The organism is Pseudonocardia sp. DR1-2 (genome assembly GCF_023717215.1).
GTDB lineage: Bacteria > Actinomycetota > Actinomycetes > Mycobacteriales > Pseudonocardiaceae > Pseudonocardia > Pseudonocardia alni.
In genome coordinates this window covers 123,231-140,112 of the sequence record NZ_JAMQOF010000009.1, presented here as the reverse complement: position 1 = coordinate 140,112, position 16,882 = coordinate 123,231, and the positions used below count along the sequence as shown (strand labels likewise).

Below are 16,882 nucleotides of genomic sequence, written 5' to 3'. Positions count from 1 at the left end.
GGCCCCGGGACTTCCGGCCCGGTCCCGGCGGGACCTTCGTCCCGCCGTGTCCGGGACCGGCCCCGGCGCGGCTAACGCCGTCGCGGTGACGCGCGAGCCCCGGCCCATGGGGACGACGACCACCTCCCGGCGGCGTGGCCCGGACCCGGCGCCGCCGCCGGGGCGGGTCGTGGCGGTGGACGCCGCCCGCGGCCTCGCGCTGATCGGGATGATCGCGGTGCACCTGTTCTCCGAGTCCGGCCCGGACGGCGCCGCCTCACCGGTCCAGAGCGTGCTCGCCGGGCGAGCCGCGCCGCTGTTCGCGGTCCTCGCCGGGGCCGCCGTCGCCTTCACGACCGGCCGCGCCCGCGTCACCGGGGCCCGCGCCGCCCGGGTCGCGGCGGCCCGGCTCGGCACCCGCGCCGTGCTGGTCTGCCTGATCGGCCTGGCACTGGGCTCGTTCGACACCGACCGCAGCCCCGGCGTCATCCTGGTGTTCTACGGCGTGCTGTTCGTCCTGGCCGTGCCGCTCGTACTGCTGCCGACCCGCGTGGTGCTCGCCGTCGGGGTCGCCTCTGCCTGCGTGATGCCGGTGGTGAGCCACCTGGCCCGCGCGCACCTGCCCGCCCCGCTGGGGACCGATCCGTCGTTCGTGTCGGTCGCCACCGAGCCGCTCACAGCGCTGCGCGAGGTGTTCCTGACCGGCAACTACCCGGTCGCGACGTGGTTCGCCTACGTCTGCGTCGGACTCGTCGTCGGGCGGCTGGACCTGTCGTCGCGACGGGTGGCGTTGCGTCTCGTCGCCGCTGGCACCGCCGTCGCGGCCGCCGCCTGGTGGGCGTCGTGGCTGCTGCTGCACCCGCTCGGGGGTCTGTCCCGGCTGCTCGCACTGCCGCTGGGCACCGAGGACCCGGTGTCGGAGCTGCTGTCCGTGGGGGCGGGAGGGGTCGTTCCCACCGACAGCTGGTGGTGGCTGGCCGTGCTCGGCCCGCACACCGGCACCACCCCGCAGGTCGTGCAGTCGTCCGGGATCGCCGTCGCCGTCGTCGGTGTGCTGTGCCTCGCGGCGGGGCTGCCGGGCCGCGCCGGGCACGTGGTGGCGGTGGTGACGGCGCCGCCGGCCGCCATGGGGTCGATGACGCTGACCCTGTACTGCGCCCACGTGCTGTACCTGATCTCCCCGTACGCGCGGACGGACTCGGTGCCGGCCTTCGTCGCCGAGATCGCCTGCTACGCCGTGTTCGCCACGGTCTGGCGGAGCCGGTTCCGGCGCGGTCCGCTGGAGGGGCCGGTCGGCCGACTCGTCGGGCGGGCCGGGGTGTGGGCCGGTGGCCGGGGGGCCGGCGCCCGACGCGAGCCCGACCCCTCGGCCCGGTCCGGGGTACGGGATCCCGCCACCGCGGACGGGGTACCGGAGCCCGCGTCCGAGGGGGCGGCGGAGCCGTAGGCCCCGCCGAGGGTGCTGCCGCCGGTGTGCGTGGTGCCCTCAGCCGGCCGCGGTGTCCTCCGGGGTCTCGCCGAAGGCCCGGGCGTAGGCCGTCCGGAACAGGGCCGGCCGGACGAATCCCCACCGGCCGGCGACCAGGTCCACCGGCACCGCCGGACCCGCGTCGCGCAGCGCGGCACGCACGCCGTCGAGCCGGGCCCGCCACAGCACGGCGGCCGGGTCGGTCCCGGCCCGCCGCAGCCCGGCGACGGCGGCCCGGGCCGGGCCCCCGGTCAGCCGGGCCAGCTCCGCCGGGTCGAACGGCCGGTGCGCGTGGGTGCGCAGGTGCTCGGTCACGCTGCGGACCAGACGGGAGGGCAGGGCCGGGGTGCGTGCGCCCCCGCGCCGGCCCGCCTCGTCGAGCACGGTGTTCGGGAACGTCTCCAGGAACCGCGAGGCCAGCAGCCCGAACGCCTCGTCGACGGCGACGGACCCGTCCAGCAGCATCGGGTTGCCGAGCACCCGGTCGCGCACGTGCACCACGGTCGCGGCCCAGCGCTGCGCGTGCGCGCCGCTGCGCGGGGTGATCGCGGACAGCCGCACGCGGTCGACCGCGACACCGTGCACCTGTCCGGCCCAGCGGGTCAGGGCCGCCGTGTCGAGGGCGACGACGTCGAGGTCGATGTCCTCGGCGAGGTCCCGGAAGCGGCCCTCGGGCGGGAGCACGCCGACGTCGCCGGACTGCAGCAGCACGGTGCCGTACGCCTCGGTGTCCAGGCGCATGCGTCCGCCCTGCACGAGGTCGATCATGAAGTCGTTCTCGACCGGGTCGACCGTGGCGTCCATCTCGGCGGTGACCCACAGGTCGCTCAGCGAGAACCCCGGGGCGGCGACGGTCTCGTTCCCCACCTCGAAGTCGCGGCCGTCGCCCATCGGCCGTATGACCGCGCCCGCGTAGAACTCCGCGGCGAACCGTTCGACGTCGGCCGCCGACCTCATGCGGAGGCTCAGCCGTCGCACTCCGTTGCCGGGCGGTTGTCCGTTCACTCGCCCTCCACCGGTGCGCCGGGTGATCGGATGCGGAAAGTTACCCCGTGACCGGGCGGTGGCGCGACCCGCGCCACCGCGGAACGGTCGGGGCCCGGCCGTAGCCTCCACCCATGGCGACCCCCTGGACGATCACCGTCGACTGTGCCGACGCACGCCTGCTCGCGGAGTTCTGGAGTGCCGCGCTCGGCTACGCCCCCGCCCCTCCGCCGACCGGGTTCGAGACCTGGGAGGCGTGGATGGTCCACCACGAGGTGCCCGCCGACGAGTGGGGCGACGTCGCCGCGATCAGCGACCCGGACGGCGCGGGCCCGCGGATCTCGTTCCTGCGGGTCGACGAGCCGCGCACGGTGAAGAACCGGTTGCACCTGGACCTGCAGGTCTCCGGCGGCCGGCACCTGCCCGCCGAGCTGCGCGGCGAGCGCCTGGCGGCGGAGGCACGACGGCTGTGCGCGCTCGGCGCCCGGGTCGTCGAGGAGCACCTGTCCCCGGGTTCTCCACATGTGGACCACCTGTGGATGGCCGACCCGGAGGGCAACGACTTCTGCATCGTGTGAGCCCACCGCGGGTATCCGCCGATCATGGGAACGAAGGACGGCACGGTCGCGATCGTCACCGGAGCGGGCTCGGGCATCGGCGCCGCCACCGCGCGGCGGTTCGCGGCGGACGGGGCCACGGTCGTGCTGACCGGGCGGACGAAGGAGAAGCTCGACGACGTGGTGGCCGGCGCCGACCCGGCGGTCGCCGACCGGATGCACGTGCTGGTCGCCGACTCGTCCGACGAGGAGGCGATCACCCACCTCGTCGACGAGGTCGCGTCCGGCTTCGGGCGGCTGGACACGCTGGTCAACAACGCGGCGGTGGCCCGGCCGGGCACCGCGGAGCAGACCTCGACCGAGCAGTGGCGGTTCGTGCACGCCGTCGACGTCGACGGGGTCTTCTTCGCCTCCCGCGCCGCGGTGCCGCACCTGCGCGCGACCCGGGGCTCGATCGTGAACGTGACCTCGGTGTCCGGGCTGGGCGGGGACTGGGCGAACGTCGCCTACAACTCGGCGAAGGGCGCCGTCGTCAACCTCACCCGGGCGATGGCGCTCGACCACGGCGGCGAGGGGATCCGGGTCAACGCGGTCAGCCCGTCGCTGACCCACACGGAGATGACCGAGGGCATGACCGGCGACGAGGACCTGATGGCCCGCTTCGCCGACCGCATCCCGATGGGCCGCGGCGGCGACCCCGCCGAGGTCGCCGACGTGATCGCCTTCCTCGCCGGGCCCGACGCGCGGTTCGTCACCGGGGTCAACCTGCCCGTCGACGGCGGGCTGTCCGCGTCGAACGGGCAGCCGCGGATGTCCTGACCGGGTCAGGGGGCGTCGGCGAGGTCCGCGACGTCGTCGGCGCAGCCCCAGGACAGGGTGATGCCGGAACCGCCGTGCCCGTAGTCGTGGATCACCCGCGGCCGGGTCGCGGTGGCGGGCTCGGCCTCCAGCCGCACCTCCGGGCGGGCCGGGCGCAGGCCCGCGAGGTGCTCCAGGACCTCGGCGTCGCGCAGGGCGGGGACGATGTCGCGGCAGCGTCGCAGGATCGCCTCGCCGGCGGCCGGGTCCGGCGTCGCGTCCCAGACGCCGTCGTCGAGGGTGCCGCCGAGGACGCAGTCGTGCGCGCGGGGGTGCACGTACGCGCGTCCGCCGGGGTGCGCCTCGTCGCGGACCGACATCGTCAGGCCGGGGTTGGTGACACGCACGATCCGTCCCCGCACCGGGGTCACCGTGGTGTCACCGACCAGGGTCCGCGCGCCCATCCCGGAGCAGTGCACGACGAGGTCGGCGTCCCGCCCGGCCTCGTCGAGCGAGGTGACGCGGCGGCGTTCCAGGACGATCCCGAGGCGCCCGGCCTCGGCGGCCAGCCAGGGCAGGTGCACCGGCATCTCGACCAGCGGCACCGCGAAACGCAGGCCGTGGGCGTAGCCGGGCGGCAGCTCGCCGGGCCGGGCCGGGCGGACCTCGCCGACGGCGTCGGCCCACCACTGCGGCTCCGGCTCGGTCCGGTAGAGGGTCAGCGACTCCCGCATCACGACGCCGGGGACGCCGTCGGCGGCCTGTCGGGCCAGCTCGGTGAAGGTGCGCCGGCCCCAGTCGAGGACCTTGTCCCGCGGCCCGGCGCGGGTCGGGAACCACACGGCCGCGGCCAGGTGCGACGTCGACGCCTCCACCGGTGCGTCGGCCAGCACCCGCACCGACCAGCCCCGCTCCCGCAGCCGGACCGCGCAGCTCAGGCCCGCGATCCCGGCGCCGACCACCACCGCCCGCCGGTTGCCTCCCATGCCGGTGATCCTCGCAGCCACCGGCCCCGGATCGTCATCCGGACGTCGACGCCCGGCCACCCGCGGGGCGCACACTCGGCCCGTGACCGCACCGCTGCTGACCGGCCCGGCGCTGGCCCGCCGGGCCGCGCTCGTCCTCGCCGTCCCGCTGCAGGCCGCGCTGGGCGCCCGGCTGCTCGACGACGCCGACCCGGCCGCCGGGGTCGCGTTCACCGTCGACGAGCTCGCCGACGGCGGCGCGGGCGGTGCGCACGCCGGTGCGCTGGCCGTCGGGCTGGAGGTGGCCGCGCTGCTCGCGGTCCTGCCGCACCTCACCGAGGCCGAGCACGCGGTGTCGGTGTCCACCGCGGTCACGCTGCCCGCGCAGGCCCCGCGGGGCCGGGAGGTCGCGTTCCGCGGAACGCTCGACCGGCGCACCGGCCGCTCCGCGTTCACCGCGGTGACGGCCGTCTCCGACGGCGTCGTGGTCGCCCGGGCCCAGGTCGTGAAGGCCGTCGTCGGCCTTCAGCCGGGGTAGGCGGCGTCGAAGAACGCCAGCTCCAGATCCACCGCGCGCACGAACAGCGCCGCGACACGCTCCCGCTGGGCGGTGTCGAGCCGGTCGGCGGCGCGGTCGAGCTCGTCGCGCAGGAACGCGACCCACTCCTCGAACTCGACGCCGCGGTGCAGCTCGATCCACTCACGGGAGATCCGGTCGCCGGGGGTGGTGGCGCCCGGCCGGGTCGCCCAGTCCAGGTACAGCCACTCGGCGACGACCAGCACGGCCAGCGCCTCGGCGTACCCGGCGTCGCGGGCCTCGCCCATCAGGTCGACGAACCCGACGGTCGGGGCGGTCCGCTCCGGCTCGGGGTTCCCGTCCAGCTCACCGAGCGAGCGCTCGAAGTAGTCGTTCTCCGGGCCCGCGACCAGCCCCAGCTGACGGGCCAGCCGGACCCGCGGGCCGGGCCGGTCGGCCGTCGCGACGGCGGCGCCGAGCAGCGCGAGGAACGAGTCGACGAACTGCAGGTCCTGCTCCAGGTAGTGCCGCAGCACGCCGCGGTCCAGGGTGCCGGACCACAGCTCGTCGACGAACCGGTGCCCGACCGCCGCGTCCCAGGTCGCGGCCGTCGACTCGCGCAGCTGCACGCTGAATCCCATGCCGCCCAGGCTAGGCGCAGCCCCCGGACGGGACCCGGGGTGTGACAACGGGCGACACCCGGGTGACCATTGCGCAACGCACCGGCCACCGCCGGCTGTGGCACCGAGGAGGGGAGGCGCCATGACGGAGACCGTGAACCGGCCGGAGGCCGGTGGCGAGCTGAAGGCGGGGCTGCGCGACCGGCACGTCACGATGATCAGCATCGCCGGGGTGATCGGCGCCGGGTTGTTCATCGGCTCCGGCAGCGCGATCGCCACCGCGGGCCCCGCGGTGCTGCTGGCCTACCTCTTCGCCGGGACGCTGGTCGTGCTGGTGATGCGGATGCTCGGCGAGATGGCGGCCGCGCAGCCGGACTCCGGCTCGTTCTCCACCTACGCCGACCGGGCGATCGGGCCGTGGGCCGGGTTCACCGTCGGCTGGCTGTACTGGTGGTTCTGGGTCCTCGTGATCCCGGTGGAGGCGACGGCGGCCGCGGTCATCCTCAACTCGTGGCTGCCGGGGGTGCCGCAGTGGGGCTGGGCGCTGGCCGTCACCGTGCTGCTGACGGTGACCAACCTGTTCTCCGTCGCCAACTACGGCGAGTTCGAGTTCTGGTTCGCCCTCCTCAAGGTGGTCGCGATCATCGCGTTCATCGTCGTCGGGGTGCTCGCGGTGCTGGGCCTGCTGCCCGGCTTCGTCGGCGACGACTCGTCGGTGTCGGGGCTGTCCCGGCTGGTGTCCGAGGGCGGGTTCCTGCCGAACGGGCCGGGCGCGGTGGTCGCCGCGGTGCTGGTGACGATGTTCAGCTTCATGGGCACCGAGATCGTCACGATCGCGGCCGCGGAGTCCGGCGACCCGGCCCGCGGGATCGGCCGGGCCACCCGCTCGGTGATCTGGCGGATCGCGGTGTTCTACCTGGCCTCGATCCTGCTCGTCGTCGCGATCGTGCCGTGGAACGACCCGCGGCTGCCCGAGGTCGGCTCCTACCAGGCGGCCCTGGAGGCGCTGGGCGTCCCGTCGGCCAAGCTGATCGTCGACGTCGTGGTGCTCGTCGCCGTCGCCAGCTGCCTGAACTCGGCGCTGTACACGGCGTCGCGGATGCTGTTCTCCCTCGGTCGCCGCGGGCAGGCCCCGGACCTGGTCAACCGGACCACCGGGCAGGGCGTGCCGCGGTTCGCGGTGCTCGGGTCGACGCTGGTCGGGTTCGTCGCGGTGATCGCGAACTACGCCTTCCCGGAGGAGGTCTTCGCCGCGCTGCTCGCGACCTCCGGCGCGATCGCACTGCTGGTCTACCTGGTCATCGCGGTGTCCCAGCTGCGGATGCGCCGGGTGCTGGAGCGCGACGGCGTCGCGATGCCGGTGCGGATGTGGGGCTACCCGGTGCTCACCTGGGCGGTGATCGTCGTGATCCCGGTGGTGCTCGTCTACATGGCCACCCGCGAGGGCTCGCGCTTCGAGCTGGGCATGACCGCGCTCATCGCGGCCGGCGTCGTGGGTGTCGGCGTGCTGCTCACCCGGCGTCGCGCGCGGGCCGCCGTGCGGTGACCCCACGGCGCTCGCCTACGGTGATCACGCGCGAGGGGGTGGGGCGATGACGGCGCGAGCACTGGTCCGCAACGGGACCATGCCGCTGTGGCAGCAGCTGCTGGCGGACCTGCGCCGCCGGCTGTCCGACGGCGAGTTCGACGAGGCCCTGCCCGGCGAGTTCGCGCTGGCCGCCGACTACGGGGTCAGCAGGCACACCGTGCGCGAGGCGCTGCGCCGGCTGCGGGAGGACGGCGCCGTCGTCGCCGGGCGGGGGCGGGTCGCCCGCCCGACCGTGCGCTCGGAGATCGAGCAGCCGCTCGACGAGCCGTACTCGCTCTACGTGGCGGTCGAGTCCGCCGGGCGCACCCAGCGCAGCGTGGTGCGGACCTTCGAGGTCCGCGCCGACGGCGTGGTCGCGGCCCGGATGGGGCTGGAGGAGTCCACGCCGCTGGTGCACCTGGAGCGGCTGCGTCTCGCCGACGCCGAGCCGCTCGCCGTCGACCGGGTGTGGCTGCCCGAGGAGCTGGCGGCGCCGCTGCTCGACGTCGACTTCACCCACACCGGCATCTACCCCGAGTACCGGCGCCGCTGCGGGATCCGCGTCGACGGCGGCATGGAGAACATCCGGGCCGTGCTGCCCGGGCGCGGCGAGCGGGAGCTGCTCGGCATCGACGAGGGCGTCGCCGCCCTGTCGATCGAGCGGCTCGGCCTGTCCGCCGGGCGCCCCGTGGAGTGGCGGCACACCCTGGTCCGCGGCGACCGGTTCTCGGTCACCGCCCAGTTCTCGTCCCGCTCGGGTTACCGGGTGGACCTCAACGAGCCCGGCTGAGACGGGCTCAGGCCGGGACCGAGACGCCGATCCCGCCGCGGGTGTCCGCGCCGTAGCGGGCGATCTCGGCCGCGATGTCGAGCGGCTCGATGCGCATGTCGTGGTCGTCGCCGTCGATCAGGGCCGCCGGGACCAGCCAGCACACCTCGAACTCCAGACCGTCGGGGTCCTTCGCGTAGAGCGCCTTGGTCGTGCCGTGGTCGGAGGCGCCGACCAGCGCCCCGGCCGCCTGCAGCCGCTCGCCGATCCGGGCGAGCTCGCCGAGCGTGTCGACCTCCCACGCCAGGTGGTAGAGCCCGACGGTCCCGCGGCCCGCCTGCGAGGCCCCGGCCTGCGCGCCGATCCCGAACAGGGCGAGGTCGTGGTCGTTGGTCGAGCCCTCGGCCTGCAGGAACGCGCCGCGCCCGCCCGGGAGCTCGACGACCGGGCGGAAGCCGAGGGTGTCGCGGTAGAAGCCGACGCTGCGCGGGACGTCGCGGACGTAGAGGACGGCGTGGTTGAGACGCTGGACGGGCACGGCTGCTCCTTTGGTTGAACTCTCAACCGACTACGGTACGCGGTGTCCCGTGAGAGTTCAACGAGTCACCAGCCAGGTCAGGACCACGGCCGAGCGGGTGTGGTCAACGTTGGCCGCGAGCCGCAGCCGCTCCAGAGCGTCCTCCAGGGACCGCACGTCGCGCGAGCGCAGCAGGACCAGTGCGTCGGCCTCCCCGGTGACCGTCCCCGCCGTGACGACCTCGGGCACCGCCGACAGCATCCGCTGCAGCTCGGCCGGGGCCACCGTGCCGCGGCAGAACAGCTCGACGTAGGCCTCCACGCCCGGCCCCTGCTCGACGTCGGGGTCCACCTGCACGGTGAAGCCCCGCACCACGCCGCGGGCGGTCAGCCGGTCCACCCGGCGTCGCACCGCCGACGCCGACAGGCCCACCCGCTCGCCCAGCTCGGCCCAGCCGGCCCGCCCGTCGACCCGGAGGAGGTCCAGCAGCCTGCGGTCGATCGCGTCGATCCCGTCCACGACGCCGGATGCTAGACCGGAGCGCGCGGAACCAGCGCCGAACCGGGACGGCACGCGCAGATCGTGCGCCCGAAGCCGGGAAACGCACGGGGTGGGCGCGCCATGCTGTGCCCATGACCTCTGTGCTGATGTGCCGCCCCGAGCACTTCACGGTGAGCTACCGGATCAACCCCTGGATGCGTCCGGAGCAGGCGACCGACACCCGGCTCGCACTGGCGCAGTGGGAGACCCTGCACGCGGTCTACCGCGACCTCGGGTTCGACGTCCGGCTCGTCGACCCGCTGCCCGGGTACCCGGACATGGTCTACGCCGCCAACGGCGGCACCGTGATCGACGGGACCGCGCTCACCGCCCGGTTCCGGCACACCGAGCGCGCCGCCGAGGGGCCCGCGTACGGCGCGTGGTTCCGGGCCGCCGGGTTCGCCGTGCACGAGGCCCGCCACGTCAACGAGGGCGAGGGCGACCTGCTGCTCGTCGGCGACACCGTCTACGCGGGCACCGGGTTCCGCACCGACCCGCGCGCGCACGCCGAGGCCGCGGAGGTGTTCGGCCGCGAGGTCGTGTCCCTGCAGCTGGTCGACCCGCGCTACTACCACCTCGACACCGCGTTCGCGGTGCTCGACCCGGCCGGCGGGCCGGGCGCGGTCGCCTACCTGCCCGGCGCGTTCGACGACGCCTCCCAGGAGGTGCTGCGGTTCCGCTTCCCCGACGCGGTGGTCGTCTCCGACGACGACGCGGCGGTGCTGGGCCTGAACTGCTTCTCCGACGGGCGCACCGTCGTCCACGCGCCCCAGGCCGAGAAGTTCGCCGCCGACCTGGCCGAGCGCGGGTTCGGCACCGTCGGCGTCGACACCTCGGAGCTGCGCCGGGGCGGCGGCGGGATCAAGTGCGCCACGCTGGAGCTGCGGTCGTGACCGCCGTGGTCCCGGGCACCGACCCGCAGATCGCCCTCGCCGAGGAGTTCGGCGTACGGAACTACGCGCCGTTGCCGGTCGTGCTGTCCCACGGCGACGGCGCCTGGGTCACCGACGTCGACGGCGTCCGCTACCTCGACGCGCTGGCGGGCTACTCCGCGCTCAACTTCGGGCACCGCCACCCCGCGCTCACCGCGGCCGCGCACGCCCAGCTCGACACGCTCACCCTGACCGCGCGGGCGTTCCACAACGACCGGCTGCCGGCGTTCCAGCGCGACCTCGCCGCGCTGACCGGCACCGAGGCCGTCCTGCCGATGAACACCGGCGCGGAGGCCGTCGAGTCCGCGGTGAAGGTCGCCCGCGCCTGGGGGTACCGGGTGAAGGGCGTGCGGCCGGGGGCGGCGCGGATCGTCGTCGCCGGGGGGAACTTCCACGGCCGTACGACGACGGTGGTCTCCTTCTCCGACGACCCGGTCGCCCGCGACGACTTCGGCCCGTTCACCCCCGGCTTCGACCGCGTCCCCTACGGCGACGCCGACGCGCTGGCCGCCGCGCTCACCGACGACACCGTCGCGGTGCTGCTCGAACCGGTCCAGGGCGAGGCCGGGGTGCTCGTGCCGCCACCCGGCTACCTGCGCGCGGTCCGCGAGCTCACCGAGCGGCGGGGCGTGCTGCTGGTCTGCGACGAGATCCAGTCCGGGCTCGGCCGGGCCGGGGCCACGCTGTGCACCGACCTGTCGGGGGTGCGCGCCGACCTCTACACCCTCGGCAAGGCGCTCGGCGGTGGGATCGTGCCGGTCAGCGCCGTCGTCGGGCGGCGCGACGTGCTCGGCGTGCTGCGCCCCGGCGAGCACGGCTCCACCTTCGGCGGCAACCCGCTCGCCGCCGCCGTCGGATCCGCGGTGTGCGCGCTGCTGGCGACGGGGGAGTACCAGGCGCGGGCCCGTGAGCTCGGCGCGCACCTGGACGCGCGGCTGCGCGCGCTGCCCGGGCTCACCGCCGTGCGCGGGGTGGGGCTGTGGTCCGGCGTCGACGTCGACCCGCGGGTCGGCACCGGCCGCGACGTGTGCGTCGCACTCGCCCGGCGGGGGGTGCTGGCCAAGGAGACCCACGGCGTGACCGTGCGGCTGTCCCCGCCGCTGGTGGTCACCCACGACGAGGTGGACGTGCTGGTGGACACGTTCGGGGCGGTGCTCGCCGACCTTTCCCGCGGGTAGGTGGCAGGCTGTCCGCCATGCCGACCCTCGTACTGCTGCGTCACGGTCAGAGCGACTGGAACGCGAAGAACCTGTTCACCGGCTGGGTGGACGTGCCGCTCTCCTCCCAGGGCGAGGCGGAGGCCCGCCGGGGCGGCGAGCTGCTGGCCGAGGCGGGCGTCGCGCCCGACGTCGTGCACACCTCGCTGCTGCGCCGGGCCATCTCCACCGCGAACATCGCCCTCGACGCCGCCGACCGGCACTGGATCCCGGTCAAGCGCGACTGGCGCCTCAACGAGCGCCACTACGGCGCGCTGCAGGGCAAGGACAAGAAGCAGACCCTGGAGCAGTACGGCGAGGAGCAGTTCATGCTCTGGCGCCGCTCCTACGACACCCCGCCGCCCGCGATCGAGAAGGGCTCGGAGTTCTCCCAGGACGCCGACCCGCGCTACGCCGGCGTCGACGCCCCGCTGACCGAGTGCCTGGCCGACGTCGTCGACCGGTTCCTGCCCTACTGGACCGAGGCCGTGGTGCCGGACCTGCGCGAGGGGAAGGTCGTGCTGCTCGCCGCGCACGGCAACTCGCTGCGCGCGCTGGTGAAGTACCTCGACGGCATCTCCGACGCCGACATCGCCGGCCTGAACATCCCCACCGGCATCCCGCTGGTCTACGACCTCGACGACGACCTGACGCCGACGAACCCGGGCGGGCGCTACCTCGACCCGGCCGCGGCGCAGGAGGCCATCGCCGGGGTGGCGAACCAGGGTCGCTGACCCCACCGCCCCCGCCCGCTGCCCCCCGGGGATGTCCCCAGGGTCACTTTCGTGGCTTAGAGCGCTACGAGAGTGACCCTGGGAGCACCCCGGGTCGGGTGGAGGGGTTCGCTGAACCCGCGGTGAACGGGGACCGAACAGTGTCGCGCGAAGGGGTCGCGGGCGTCACCATCCGGTGTCCTGCGCTGGTCAGGGGGTACCCCCGGCTGCCTACCATGCACCCGTGACCACGCTCGCGTGGCTGATCACGGCCCTCGCCCTGCTCCTCGGTCTCACCGCCGGGGCCGCACTGGCGCGACGGCCGTCGCACGGCCGACCCAGCCCCGGCACCGGCCGCCCCCCGGCGGACCCCGTGGCCGCCGACGGACCCACCCTCGGCGAGCTGCTGCACCGCACGTTCCGCCAGTCGAGCTCCGGGCTCGCCGTGGTCGGGGCCGGCGGTGAGGTGCTCCTGCACAACCCGCGGGCCGCCGCGCTCGGCGCCGTCACCGGTGAGCGGCTCGACCCGCGCGCGCTCGCCGCCTGCCGGCGGGTGCAGGGCAGGGACCGGCTGCTCGTCTCCGGTGACTACACCGTCGACCTCTCGCCGCTGGACCGGACGCCCCGCGGCCCGGTCGCGGTGCAGGCCAGGGTCCGCTCCCTCGGCGACGGCTTCGCGCTGGTCGAGGCCGTCGACACCTCCGAGGTGGCCCGGCTGGAGGCGACCCGGCGCGACTTCGTCGCCAACGTCTCGCACGAGCTCAAGACCCCGGTCGGCGCGGTCGCACTGCTGGCCGAGGCCCTGCTCGACAGCCTCGACGGCCTGGAGCCCGCCGACGGCGGCGAGCCCGACCCCGACGCCGTCTGCGAGGTCCGCCGGTTCGGCGACAAGCTGCTGCGCGAGGCGACCCGGATGGGGAACCTGGTGTCGGAGCTGATCGCGCTGTCCCGGCTGACCGGCGCCGAACGGCTGCCCGCGCTGGCCGCCGTCGACGTCGACGAGATCGTCTCCGAGGCGCTGGCCCGCAGCCGCACCTCGGCCGAGTCGCACGCCGTCGAGATCACCGCCGACGAGACCTCTGGGCTGGTCGTCGACGGCGACCGCACGCTGCTCGTCACCGCGCTGACGAACCTGCTGGAGAACGCGATCGCCTACTCCGCGGCGGACTCGTCGGTGTCGGTGAGCCGGCGCTCGGTCGACGGCTCGATCGAGATCGCGGTGACCGACCGCGGCATCGGCATCGCCCCCGAGCACCAGCAGCGGGTCTTCGAGCGCTTCTTCCGGGTCGACCCGGCCCGCTCGCGGGCCACCGGCGGCACCGGTCTCGGCCTGGCGATCGTCAAGCACGTCTGCGCCAACCACGGTGGCGAGGTGCGGCTGTGGAGCCGTCCCGGCACCGGATCGACCTTCACCATGCGCCTGCCCGCCCGGATGGGCATCGGCGGCGCCCCCCACGGTGAGGCTGCCGCCGGCAGCTCCCCCCAGACCGCCCGAACCGGAGGATGAGATGACCAGGGTGCTGATCGTCGAGGACGAGGAGTCCTTCGCCGACCCGCTCGCGTTCATGCTGCGCAAGGAGGGGTTCACCACCGCCGTCGCGGCCAACGGCAACGACGCGCTGAGCGAGTTCGACCGCAACGGCGCCGACATCGTGCTGCTGGACCTGATGCTGCCCGGCATGAGCGGTACCGACGTCTGCAAGGCGCTGCGTTCCCGCTCCGCCGTGCCGGTGATCATGGTGACCGCCCGCGACAGCGAGATCGACAAGGTCGTCGGGCTGGAGCTCGGCGCCGACGACTACGTCACCAAGCCCTACTCGGCGCGCGAGCTCATCGCCCGCGTCCGCGCGGTGCTGCGCCGCGGGGGCGAGACCGGCGGCGAGACCGAGGGCGGCACCGGTGTGCTGGAGGCCGGGCCGGTGCGGATGGACGTCGAGCGGCACGTCGTGTCGGTCAACGGCGACGAGGTCGCGCTCCCGCTCAAGGAGTTCGACCTGCTGGAGTACCTGCTGCGCAACGTCGGGCGGGTGCTCACCCGCGCCCAGCTGATCGACCGGGTGTGGGGCGCGGACTACGTCGGCGACACCAAGACCCTCGACGTGCACGTCAAGCGGCTGCGGTCCAAGGTCGAGGGCGACCCCTCGACGCCCAAGCACCTGGTCACGGTGCGCGGGCTCGGCTACAAGTTCGACGTGTGAGCCAGGGGTTGCCCGACCGTCGATAACGGCTCGGTAACCTGATCGGGTGCGCCTGGCCGTTCTCGACGTGGGGTCCAACACCGTTCACCTGCTGGTGGTGGACGCCCACCGGGGTGCTCACCCGCGGCCCATGTCCTCGGAGAAGGACCAGCTGCGCCTGGCCGAGCACCTCGACCGCAAGGGCGCGCTGGGCCGCGACGGCGTGAAGGCGCTGCTGGAGAGCGTGCACCGGGCCCGGGACACCGCCCGGGCCGCCGGCTGCGACGACCTCCTGGCGTTCGCCACGTCCGCGCTGCGCGACGCGACGAACTCCGCCGAGGTCCTCGCCCGGGTGCAGCGCGAGACCGGGGTGGCGCTGGAGGTCCTGCCCGGCGAGGACGAGGCCCGCTGGACCTTCCTCGCCGTCCGCCGCTGGTGCGGCTGGTCGGCCGGGCGGCTGCTCGTGCTCGACATCGGCGGCGGCTCGCTGGAGCTGGCCGTCGGGCGCGACGAGACCCCCGACGTCGCCGCGTCGGTGCCGCTGGGTGCGGGCCGGCTGACCCGCGAGGCGTTCACCTCCGACCCGCCGTCGCGGGCGGAGGTCGCCGCGCTGACCGAGCGCGTCCGCGACGAGATCGCCCCCGTCGCCGGACGGCTGCGTGCCGCGGGGCGCCCGGACCGGGCCGTCGGCACCTCCAAGACCTTCCGGACGCTGGCCCGGCTCGCCGGTGCCGCGCCGTCCAGCGCCGGGCCGGGCGCCCGCCGCACGCTGACCGCGCAGGGACTGCGCCAGCTGTCGGCGTTCATCACCCGGATGTCGGGTCCCGACCTCGCCGAGCTCGACGGTGTGAGCGCCAGCCGGGCGCACCAGCTCGTCGCCGGGGCGGTCGTCGCGCAGGCCGCGATGGACGCCCTCGGCGTGACCGAACTCGAGATCTGTCCGTGGGCGTTGCGCGAGGGAGTGATCCTCCGGCGCTTCGACATGCTCGATGGGACGAACGGGGACGACCGCTCGGCGCAGACATCCCCGGGCGGGCTTGGACCCTTGACAACACACAGGGCACGGTGGTCGTGATGAGTGTGGACAGCGGAGAGCCTCGCCAGCGGACGGTCGCGGAGCTCCTGGCCGCCAACGGCGGCCAGCAGCCCGGACGACGCCGCCGTCGTCGCGCCGCGGAGGACGACGAGGGGCCCGGCACCCCGTCGCCCGCGGCACCCGCGCGGACCGACGTGGCGGCCCCGCCGCGACGCCCCGCGGCCGCCGACCGTGTCCGCCCGCCCGAGGGCGCGGGCGGGTTCGCCCCGCGCGGCGGCGACGGCCCGCCCCCCGTCGAGCACCCCTCGTTCCCGCCCGCGCGCCGCCCCGACCCCTCCGAGGGGCCGGCCGGGCGCGCACCGGAGCCGTTCGTGCCGAACGGCAACGCCCCGAACGGTGGTGCTCCCTACGGCGGCGCCCCGAACGGCGGCAGCCCGAACGGTGCTGCGCCCCACGGGGCCACGGCCTTCGGCGGTGCCCCGAACGGTGCCCCGCCCCGCAGGCCGCAGGGCCCGCCCCCCGGTCAGTGGTCCGCGGGTCCCGGCCCGGCCCCGCAGGCCCGTCCGCTCCCGCCCGAGCCGCAGGGCCCGCCGAACGGCCGCCCCCACGGTCACGACGACGGCCCCGCCACCCAGGCCTGGGGCCCCCGCGACGCCCCGCGCCCGGCCGGTCCGTACGGCCCCCCGCCCGGCGCGGCCGACGACGTCCCCGACGAGATCCCCACCAGCCGGCTCGGCGCCCGCCGCCCGGCCCCCACCGCCGACGACGACGGCGGCCCGCCCACCCAGTTCGGCGCCCCGCCGCTGGACGACGAGCACGACGGCCCCCGTCCGCATCCGGCCGACGCGGGCCCGCCGACCGGCGCCTACGACCCGTACACCGACGACTACGACGACCGGCAGGGTTACGACGACCGGGGCTACGAGGACCGGGGCTACGACGACCGGGGCTACGACGCCGACCCCCGCTACGACGACCGCCACGGCCCCGCCGGGTACGACGACGGACCCGGCTCCGCCGACGGTGGCCGCACCGGCGTGCTCGCCCCCGAGCGCCCGCAGGACGACGACTACGACGACTACGAGGACCACGGCGAGCTCGCCGCCGGCGCCGTCGAGGAGGACGAGCCCCCGCGTCGCCGCTTCGGACGCCGCGGCGCCGTCACCGACAGCGGTGCGCAGCCGCCCGCGGGCCTCGACGGCGACACCCCGTCCGGTGCGGCCGGGACCGGCCAGGCCTGGGCGGTCGTCATCGCCCAGTGGATCGGCGGCGCCGTCGCCGGTGCGGCGATCTGGGTGCTGTTCCGCTACCTGTGGACCTCGCTGCCGATCGTGGCGCTGTCGCTCGCGGTCGTGCTGACCGTCGGGCTGGTGCTCGGCGTACGGGCCCTGCTGCGCAACGACGACCTGAGGACCACGCTGTTCGCGGTGCTCGTCGGACTGCTGCTGACCGTGTCCCCGGCGATCCTGGTGTTGTTGGACCGGTAACGATGAGCGACGGTGTGACGACTCCACGATTCGTGACACCGTCGCGCCTGCCCACCGCCG

Annotated in this window: 18 protein-coding genes; 13 read left to right on the top strand and 5 right to left on the bottom strand. The window is 75.3% G+C overall.

Annotation, left to right across the window (positions count from 1 at the left end; all coding sequences use genetic code 11):
• The first annotated feature begins 106 nt into the window (after positions 1–106).
• A complete protein-coding gene (locus ND486_RS24540; RefSeq protein WP_251786754.1) occupies positions 107–1,426 on the top strand; it encodes a heparan-alpha-glucosaminide N-acetyltransferase domain-containing protein in 1,320 nt (439 codons plus the stop codon).
• 39 nt (positions 1,427–1,465) lie between these two features.
• On the opposite strand, the gene ND486_RS24535 is transcribed toward ND486_RS24540, so the two are convergent.
• Positions 1,466–2,404, bottom strand: coding sequence for an AraC family transcriptional regulator (locus ND486_RS24535; protein ID WP_251786753.1), 939 nt, complete (start codon positions 2,402–2,404; stop codon positions 1,466–1,468).
• Between the two features lie 161 nt (positions 2,405–2,565).
• Here ND486_RS24535 and ND486_RS24530 point away from each other — a divergent pair, with 161 nt between their 5' ends.
• Together ND486_RS24530 and ND486_RS24525 are read left to right on the top strand one after the other, a co-directional pair.
• Complete coding sequence (locus ND486_RS24530; RefSeq protein WP_208818912.1) at positions 2,566–3,009, top strand: VOC family protein; 444 nt, start codon at positions 2,566–2,568, stop codon at positions 3,007–3,009.
• Positions 3,010–3,033: 24 nt separating this feature from the next.
• Complete coding sequence (locus tag ND486_RS24525; RefSeq protein ID WP_226367706.1) at positions 3,034–3,807, top strand: SDR family NAD(P)-dependent oxidoreductase; 774 nt, start codon at positions 3,034–3,036, stop codon at positions 3,805–3,807.
• A gap of 5 nt (positions 3,808–3,812) precedes the next feature.
• On the opposite strand, the gene ND486_RS24520 is transcribed toward ND486_RS24525, so the two are convergent.
• A complete protein-coding gene (locus ND486_RS24520) occupies positions 3,813–4,772 on the bottom strand; it encodes an FAD-dependent oxidoreductase (protein ID WP_062398091.1) in 960 nt (319 codons plus the stop codon).
• Between the two features lie 82 nt (positions 4,773–4,854).
• Here ND486_RS24520 and ND486_RS24515 point away from each other — a divergent pair, with 82 nt between their 5' ends.
• Positions 4,855–5,289, top strand: a complete 435-nt coding sequence (locus ND486_RS24515; RefSeq protein WP_251786752.1) for a hypothetical protein — start codon at positions 4,855–4,857, stop codon at positions 5,287–5,289.
• Here the strand turns inward: ND486_RS24515 and ND486_RS24510 are convergent.
• Entirely contained in the window at positions 5,277–5,909 is a 633-nt protein-coding gene (locus ND486_RS24510) for a TenA family protein (protein WP_251786751.1), read from the bottom strand. The genes ND486_RS24515 and ND486_RS24510 overlap by 13 nt on opposite strands.
• Positions 5,910–6,030: 121 nt before the next feature.
• Between ND486_RS24510 and gabP the strand changes: the two genes are divergently transcribed.
• Both gabP and ND486_RS24500 read left to right on the top strand, forming a co-directional pair.
• Positions 6,031–7,434, top strand: coding sequence for a GABA permease (gabP, locus tag ND486_RS24505; RefSeq protein WP_062398084.1), 1,404 nt, complete (start codon positions 6,031–6,033; stop codon positions 7,432–7,434).
• A 46-nt stretch (positions 7,435–7,480) separates the two neighbouring features.
• Positions 7,481–8,245 (top strand): GntR family transcriptional regulator, encoded by a 765-nt coding sequence (locus ND486_RS24500; RefSeq protein WP_218622827.1) that lies wholly within the window; start codon positions 7,481–7,483, stop codon positions 8,243–8,245.
• 7 nt (positions 8,246–8,252) lie between these two features.
• Here the strand turns inward: ND486_RS24500 and ND486_RS24495 are convergent, their stop codons facing one another.
• Entirely contained in the window at positions 8,253–8,762 is a 510-nt protein-coding gene (locus tag ND486_RS24495) for a VOC family protein (protein WP_100878790.1), read from the bottom strand.
• Between the two features lie 57 nt (positions 8,763–8,819).
• Positions 8,820–9,251 carry an Lrp/AsnC family transcriptional regulator gene (locus tag ND486_RS24490; RefSeq protein ID WP_226368258.1) on the bottom strand — a complete coding sequence of 144 codons (432 nt, stop codon included), beginning with the start codon at positions 9,249–9,251 and terminating at the stop codon, positions 8,820–8,822.
• A 17-nt stretch (positions 9,252–9,268) separates the two neighbouring features.
• Between ND486_RS24490 and ddaH the strand changes: the two genes are divergently transcribed.
• The 7 genes from ddaH (at position 9,269) to ND486_RS24455 (ending at position 16,822) form a co-directional block, all read left to right on the top strand.
• The gene (gene ddaH, locus ND486_RS24485; RefSeq protein WP_374231735.1) at positions 9,269–10,174 is read left to right on the top strand and encodes a dimethylargininase; all 906 of its coding nucleotides are present in this window, start codon (positions 9,269–9,271) and stop codon (positions 10,172–10,174) included.
• Positions 10,171–11,391: an ornithine--oxo-acid transaminase gene (gene rocD / locus ND486_RS24480; protein WP_374231733.1), complete on the top strand. Its 1,221-nt coding sequence runs from the start codon at positions 10,171–10,173 to the stop codon at positions 11,389–11,391. The genes ddaH and rocD overlap by 4 nt, the downstream gene beginning before the upstream one ends.
• 17 nt (positions 11,392–11,408) lie before the next feature.
• Positions 11,409–12,143, top strand: coding sequence for a phosphoglyceromutase (locus tag ND486_RS24475; RefSeq protein ID WP_167409998.1), 735 nt, complete (start codon positions 11,409–11,411; stop codon positions 12,141–12,143).
• A gap of 223 nt (positions 12,144–12,366) precedes the next feature.
• Positions 12,367–13,629 (top strand): ATP-binding protein, encoded by a 1,263-nt coding sequence (locus tag ND486_RS24470; protein ID WP_251786750.1) that lies wholly within the window; start codon positions 12,367–12,369, stop codon positions 13,627–13,629.
• Between the two features lies 1 nt (position 13,630).
• On the top strand, positions 13,631–14,320 hold the full coding sequence (locus ND486_RS24465) for a response regulator transcription factor (protein WP_062398072.1): 690 nt from the start codon (positions 13,631–13,633) through the stop codon (positions 14,318–14,320).
• Positions 14,321–14,366: 46 nt separating this feature from the next.
• Entirely contained in the window at positions 14,367–15,374 is a 1,008-nt protein-coding gene (locus ND486_RS24460; RefSeq protein ID WP_062398070.1) for a Ppx/GppA phosphatase family protein, read from the top strand.
• Positions 15,374–16,822 carry a hypothetical protein gene (locus ND486_RS24455; RefSeq protein WP_251786749.1) on the top strand — a complete coding sequence of 483 codons (1,449 nt, stop codon included), beginning with the start codon at positions 15,374–15,376 and terminating at the stop codon, positions 16,820–16,822. Before ND486_RS24460 ends, ND486_RS24455 begins: the two co-directional genes overlap by 1 nt.
• The last annotated feature ends 60 nt before the right edge of the window (positions 16,823–16,882 follow it).